The organism is Bradyrhizobium sp. Leo170 (genome assembly GCF_004296405.1).
GTDB lineage: Bacteria > Pseudomonadota > Alphaproteobacteria > Rhizobiales > Xanthobacteraceae > Bradyrhizobium.
Genome location: NZ_PSRR01000070.1, coordinates 24,416 through 30,415, shown reverse-complemented (window position 1 = coordinate 30,415; position 6,000 = coordinate 24,416). Strand labels below are relative to the sequence as shown.

Genomic DNA, 6,000 nt, shown 5'->3' with positions numbered 1-6,000 from the left:
CCACTAGGCGGCCCGCCCGAACAGCGCGCGCGACGCAATCGCCGGCGTCTCGAACGTGCCGGACTTGGGCAGGCTCTTCAGCATCGCATCAAATCGGGCGGCGGTCTTTGCGGCGCCGGCGGCCGTCGGATGCAACTCGTCGCGCCACTCGTTCTTGCCGACCACCCCGCGCAGGTCGACAAAACGATAATTCGAATAGGTCGCGGCGAAGCCCGCAAGCCCCTTGTTGAAGGCATCGGTCATGATGCGCATGATCGCCTGGCAGAGGTCGGCCTGAAAGGTCGGGTCGAGTCCCACGAACATCATGCCATTTCCGATCCAGGGGCCGCTGCTGCGCGGGATCGCGTAGTCGTAGCCGTGGCCGACCATGATCACATCAGGCGCGCGCAGATGGACGCGCTGGATCAGGGACTCGTAGTCCTGCAGGACCAGCTTGAGGTTTGCGTAGAATTCCGGCTTGACGTAGTAGGCGGCATCCGACGGATTGGCGTGATCGGGATCGAACAGATTGAGGAAGCGCGCGATGCCGGCATCGCCGCCAAGCATGTCGTTTCCTCCGCCGGAAAACAGAAACGTATCCGCCTCCCCGGAGATCAGCGCGGGCCAGAACTGGCCGGCCTGGATCATTTCCGTGAGCGTATCTCCCCAATGCGCCAGATTGCTGATGGGATAGACGTAACTTTGCTGGAGCACGTCAATCAGCGTGGGCGGCATGACCAGCGGCGGCAGCCGAAACCATGAATCGCCCTCGGCGACAACCGGGACCTTGCGACCAAAACCCTTCGGTGGCGTGGTCGGAGCAAGCTTTTCATCTCGGCCAATCGACGCATCATGCGCAAGGGCGTCGGCCAGCTTGGCGGATTTCTCGATGCCCTGAAAATCAACGGCGGAGCGGTTCAAACCGACCGTGAAATCGAATGGCCGCCGCGGATTGGGCTGGACGACAAAGAAATTCGAAATGTCGGCATCGCTGATGCTGCGATTCTGGATTTTCTCGACGACGGCGTGGAATGGCGTTTTGCCGCCGGCTGATTTCCGCTTCTTGGCCATGGCATTCCCTCCAATGAATGCCACGAGCATTGCACAACCTAAAGTTCGCAGCAACGCGATGGCGGGTCAGCGCAGCGTCCACCGTGATACATCAAGGCTCAAGCCCCGACTCGCGCAGCATCGGCGCGACCTTGGCGGAAGCGAGATAGCGCCGCAGCCGGTCGGCCTGCCCCGCCTTCTCCGAGCCAATCATGCGGCCCGCTGAGAACACCGCCGGCGTCTGCAACTCGCGCGGAATTGCGCCGACGACCTCGATGCCCGCAACCTGCTTCAATTCGCTGATCTGCTGCACGGCGAGATCGGCCTCATCAGTGATGAGCCGCTCCGCGGTGAATCCCGACGGAATAATGGTCGCACGCGCGTTGATCTCGGCCGCGATGCCTAAGCGCTCGATCAGTTGCGCGAAGAAAATGCCGCTGGCGCCGATCCGCGAATAAGCCACCGAGCGCGCAGCCAGCAGCGTCGCGCGCAATGCCGCCTCGCTGGTGATGTCGGGATGAATGGCTCCGGCCTTCACGGCGATGCCGACATAGGAGCGCGCGAGATCGACGCAGCTCTCCGCGGCCACGCGTCCTTCCCGCACGAGCTCGGCGAGCCCCTCTTGCGTCAGGATGAGGATGTCGGCGCCCTCGCCGCGCCTGATCCGGTCGAGCAGCGCCAATGTCGGCGCGAAATCGGCGTCGATCCGTACGTCGTTGGACGCCTCATACAGTCCGGCAAGATTGGCAACTGCGCCTTTCAGCGCCAGCGTAGAGAGCAGGCGAATGGTGTCTGGCATCGCGTCTTACAGGCGGCGCATCAGCTTCAGCACTGCCGTCAATCGCAGGCTGCGCTTGCCGGCGAGCGCGGTTGCTTCCAGCACCGCTCCCTCGTCATCACAGGTGCCGGAAAAGCCGATACCGACTTCGTGGCCGCCGAAGACCGGATTCTCGCCCCTCGCCGGTGTGTGCTCCTGGTTGAGGATCTGGCCTTTCCAGCGGCCATTCTCCGAGAAGTAGGTACCAAGATAATAGAAGCACGCGTCACCGCCGACGATGCGGCCATCCTTGAGCAGCATCACGCCGGTCAGGCCGCCTGAGACCCCATCCAGCAGACGAAGATCGATGGAATAGAGGCCGTTGGCGATCCCGCCCTCGCCGACGCCGCCGGCGATCGGAATCTCCTGCTCCTCGATCGGCGTCAGCACTGCCTGAAACGGGACGCCTGGCACCTCCCGCAACCCTCCCTCGAAGCGATAGGTGTCACCATTGGGCCGGCCCTGCGCCACCAGCGTCGCATCATCGGTGCCGGCCATGGCGGGATAGTTGGGATCCGGATTGTGGCGCACGGTCCTGACCACAACCGAGACATCGTCGCCGCTTTCCTCGTAAGTGCCGATATGGGCGAAGGCCGAATTGCCGCCGAGCATCTTGCCGTCGTGCGCATGCATCACGCTGCGGCCGACCGCATCGTTGAGCTGAAATCTGACCTTATAGAAGCCTCCGAAACCCACGTCGGTCCCCGGCCTGCGCCATCCAGACCAAGTCTAGCGCGCTTTCGGTGAGGTCGATACCGGCTTGCGCTGAACAAAGCGTGTGGACGGTTCGGAAGTGCAACCAGTCCAATGCCACTAAAATGCGAAAGTCCGCCAAAGCCAGACGGCTTTGGCGGACTTGATTGCGGCCCCGGGCGCCCCCAGCCCGGGCCGGGAGCGTCTTAGGCCGCGGCCTTCTTGCCGGTCGGGACCTGAGCGACGGTCTTCAGGATCTGCGAAGCGATCTGGTAGGGGTCGCCTTGGGAGTTCGGACGGCGATCTTCCAGATAGCCCTTGTAGCTGTTGTTGACGAAGGAGTGCGGAACGCGGATCGAAGCGCCGCGGTCGGCGACGCCGTAAGAGAAGGTATCGATCGAGGCCGTCTCGTGCTTGCCGGTCAGGCGCATATGGTTGTCCGGACCGTAGACCGCGATGTGGTCAGCGCGGTTGGCCTTGAAGGCTTCCATCAGCGCCTCGAAGTACTCCTTGCCGCCGACTTCGCGCATGTACTGGGTCGAGAAGTTGGCGTGCATGCCGGAGCCGTTCCAGTCGGTGTCGCCGAGCGGCTTGCAGTGGAACTCGATGTCGATGCCATAGCTCTCGGTGAGGCGCAGCATCAGATAGCGCGCCATCCACATCTGATCAGCAGCGGTCTTGGAGCCCTTGCCGAAGATCTGGAATTCCCACTGGCCCTTCGCCACTTCGGCGTTGATGCCTTCGTGGTTGATACCGGCGGCGAGGCAGAGGTCAAGATGCTCTTCCACGATCTTGCGGGCGACATCGCCGACGTTCTTGTAGCCGACGCCGGTGTAGTACGGGCCCTGCGGAGCGGGATAGCCGCTCGAGGGGAAGCCCAGCGGACGGCCGTCCTTGTAGAAGAAATATTCCTGCTCAAAGCCGAACCAGGCGCCGGCGTCATCGAGAATGGTGGCGCGCTTGTTGGACGGATGCGGGGTGACGCCATCGGGCATCATGACTTCGCACATCACGAGCGCGCCGTTGGTGCGCGCAGCGTCCGGATAGACGGCGACCGGCTTCAGCACGCAATCGGAGCTGTGGCCTTCAGCCTGCATGGTGGAGGAGCCATCGAAGCCCCAGAGCGGAAGCTGCTCGAGCGTCGGAAACGACGCAAATTCCTTGATCTGAGTCTTGCCGCGCAAATTCGGTGTCGGCGTATACCCGTCGAGCCAAATATACTCGAGCTTGTACTTGGTCATTGAGCCTCTCTGTTGATGATGCAAAACGCGAGGGGCCGAAAAGCCAGCCGGTCTTGCCCCACGCGTACCCGGCCACCATCGGCCAAGAATCTACCAAGCAATTTGAATGCCAATCGCTGCAGTGCGGGAGCGAGCCTCTGGGGAAAAGTCCAGACGGCGAGACGCCATTTTCGCTGCGACATAGAAGCGCGGCTGGCATGCGCGTCAGGCGGCCAAATGACCCTTTGAGGCGGTAACCGGCGCCTGATTCTCCGGCAATTTTGGCTAGGTGCCTGCGGTCCGATTAAAGCCTTGGCACGCCCAAGCAACTTTCCTTGGATGCGCCGCCCCGCACCCGCAACCTTCGCCGCGGCTTACGAGTTAGCCATCTGCTTAGTGCCTCACGCGAAGCAAAACCGAAAATGCCTACAGAATGATCATCTAGTGACTTTTTTTGATCATCTTGCATCCGAGCGGGGCACGGCTGATATCGCAGGTCCGGGTAACCACACGAGAACAAGTCGGGCGCACCATGGAGGATCGCAGCTCCGATGAGAGGAGAGAATCACATGAATTCGGGTTTGAATCAGGGATCTGCCAAGATCTACCAATTTCCGGTCGGCGGCCGGGCCTCCATCGCGGGACACCGCTACGGTGAGACCAAGTCGGCGCTCGAGATTGCCGCCTCACAGGTGAACAAGGCCGATTGCAGCGGTAGCTGGTACCACCAAGCGGCTATCGAGGAATCCAAGCCAACGCGTGACCACTAATGCCGGGTGGATGTCGGATAACGTCCCGACGGGAATGTCGGGGATCGGTAGCGTAGAAAAGGGTCGGAGCGAGCGCGTTTCGGCCCTTTTTCATGCCAGCTCGCAGGCCGTGGCCGGCCGCGTGGCGTGCTTGAGCGTGGCGAGGCCGGCTTTGGTGATCCTCAGCGTAACGCCGCCGCCGGAGTAGCGCGAGCCTGACACGGTCAGCCGCTTCAACAGCGTCACCGCCTTGCCGTCGAGTTGCAGATGGGCGCGGGAATCGTACTGGAAAAATCCCACGATGAACTGCGTGCCGTCAGCACAGCGATAGTTCCGGAACGTGCTCTGGGCCGAGGCTTGCGACCTGCCGGCGAGGGTTCCCGCCACCAAGACCACCGCAAAAATCGCTGCCTGCCGATGATTCATGCTTCGCCCCCGGAGCCAGCTTGAGTATAGACGAGCGCGGGATGCGCACCATCTCTTATCCGGTCATCTGCTTGCCGTAGAAGATTGCTTAAGTCAGCCCGATGCAAGATTCCCCTGCCCGACATTTCAATCTCGCCGGCGCCAGCAATTTCCGCGACCTCGGCGGCTACACCACGCGCGACGGCCGCAGCGTCCGTTGGCGCCAGATCTTTCGCTCCAACCATCTCGGCCGCCTCACCGACGACGATGTCGCAGTGGTCCGCGGCCTCGGCGTCCGCAGCGCCTTCGATTTCCGTGGCCGCGAGGAGCGCGCCGAGGGGCTGTGCGGGGTCGCCGAGATCACCGTGCATTCGCTCCCTGTCGAACCAACGGTGATCGCCGCGCTGCGCGCCATCGCCGCCAGCGGCAGTCCGCCGACCGAGAATGACGCCATCGAGGTGATGCGCGATTCCTACCGGAGCTATGTGCAGGAGAACACGCCGCGCTTCCGCGCACTGTTTGCGCATCTGTTGGAGGACCGCGCGCCGCTCGTCATCCATTGCAGCGCCGGCAAGGACCGCACCGGCTTCGCCTGCGCGCTGATCCTGCACACGCTCGGCGTTCCCGATGAGGTGATCTCCGAAGACTATCTGCTGACCAACCGCTTCTATCGGCGCGATCCCATCGTGACCAGCGATCTGCCCGACAGTGTCCTGCAGGTGATCGGCACGGTGCGGGCGGCCTTCCTGGCCACGTCGTTCGAGGCCATCAACGCCGATTACGGCGGCCTCGACAATTATGTCCGCGACGGACTTGGCATCGGCGAGGCTGAGCGCGCGCAACTCTCCGCGCTCTATCTCGACAAGCTCTAAGCAGCCGCTTCCAGCTCGGCGTCGAGGTCGGCGATGACCTCCTCGAAGGCCGAGATCGCCTGCTGTACGGCCGCGATCTGCATCAACTCCCAGCCGCTGACCGGACCGGCGCGATTCTGCAGCGCGACGACCAAGTCCCGCCGCTGCTCCTTAAGCTGAACGAGCGGTAAACCGTGATCGGGTAAGTTTCCCATGGTCTGATCCCCTGCCATGAT

9 protein-coding genes are annotated in these 6,000 nt (G+C 62.6%); 3 read left to right on the top strand and 6 right to left on the bottom strand.

Annotated elements, in window-relative coordinates:
- Positions 1-3 precede the first annotated feature (3 nt).
- Entirely contained in the window at positions 4-714 is a 711-nt protein-coding gene (locus CWO89_RS14885) for a GDSL-type esterase/lipase family protein (protein WP_165421154.1), read from the bottom strand.
- Between the two features lie 117 nt (positions 715-831).
- On the opposite strand from CWO89_RS14885, the gene CWO89_RS45855 reads away from it, so the two are divergent.
- On the top strand, positions 832-1,032 hold the full coding sequence (locus CWO89_RS45855) for a hypothetical protein (protein ID WP_165421153.1): 201 nt from the start codon (positions 832-834) through the stop codon (positions 1,030-1,032).
- Positions 1,033-1,141: 109 nt separating this feature from the next.
- On the opposite strand, the gene CWO89_RS14880 is transcribed toward CWO89_RS45855, so the two are convergent.
- The 3 genes from CWO89_RS14880 to CWO89_RS14870 form a co-directional block, all read right to left on the bottom strand.
- A complete protein-coding gene (locus CWO89_RS14880) occupies positions 1,142-1,828 on the bottom strand; it encodes a substrate-binding domain-containing protein (protein ID WP_130579541.1) in 687 nt (228 codons plus the stop codon).
- A gap of 6 nt (positions 1,829-1,834) precedes the next feature.
- Complete coding sequence (locus tag CWO89_RS14875; RefSeq protein WP_165421155.1) at positions 1,835-2,479, bottom strand: GrlR family regulatory protein; 645 nt, start codon at positions 2,477-2,479, stop codon at positions 1,835-1,837.
- A 266-nt stretch (positions 2,480-2,745) separates the two neighbouring features.
- The gene (locus tag CWO89_RS14870) at positions 2,746-3,780 is read right to left on the bottom strand and encodes a glutamine synthetase beta-grasp domain-containing protein (RefSeq protein ID WP_130579539.1); all 1,035 of its coding nucleotides are present in this window, start codon (positions 3,778-3,780) and stop codon (positions 2,746-2,748) included.
- A 548-nt stretch (positions 3,781-4,328) separates the two neighbouring features.
- Between CWO89_RS14870 and CWO89_RS14865 the strand changes: the two genes are divergently transcribed.
- The gene (locus CWO89_RS14865) at positions 4,329-4,529 is read left to right on the top strand and encodes a DUF2735 domain-containing protein (RefSeq protein ID WP_130579538.1); all 201 of its coding nucleotides are present in this window, start codon (positions 4,329-4,331) and stop codon (positions 4,527-4,529) included.
- 90 nt (positions 4,530-4,619) lie between these two features.
- Here the strand turns inward: CWO89_RS14865 and CWO89_RS14860 are convergent, their stop codons facing one another.
- The gene (locus tag CWO89_RS14860; RefSeq protein WP_130579537.1) at positions 4,620-4,934 is read right to left on the bottom strand and encodes an MliC family protein; all 315 of its coding nucleotides are present in this window, start codon (positions 4,932-4,934) and stop codon (positions 4,620-4,622) included.
- 101 nt (positions 4,935-5,035) lie between these two features.
- Between CWO89_RS14860 and CWO89_RS14855 the strand changes: the two genes are divergently transcribed.
- The gene (locus CWO89_RS14855) at positions 5,036-5,785 is read left to right on the top strand and encodes a tyrosine-protein phosphatase (protein WP_130579536.1); all 750 of its coding nucleotides are present in this window, start codon (positions 5,036-5,038) and stop codon (positions 5,783-5,785) included.
- Here the strand turns inward: CWO89_RS14855 and CWO89_RS14850 are convergent.
- Positions 5,782-5,919, bottom strand: a complete 138-nt coding sequence (locus tag CWO89_RS14850; protein WP_245476306.1) for a hypothetical protein — start codon at positions 5,917-5,919, stop codon at positions 5,782-5,784. The genes CWO89_RS14855 and CWO89_RS14850 overlap by 4 nt on opposite strands.
- Positions 5,920-6,000 lie beyond the last annotated feature (81 nt).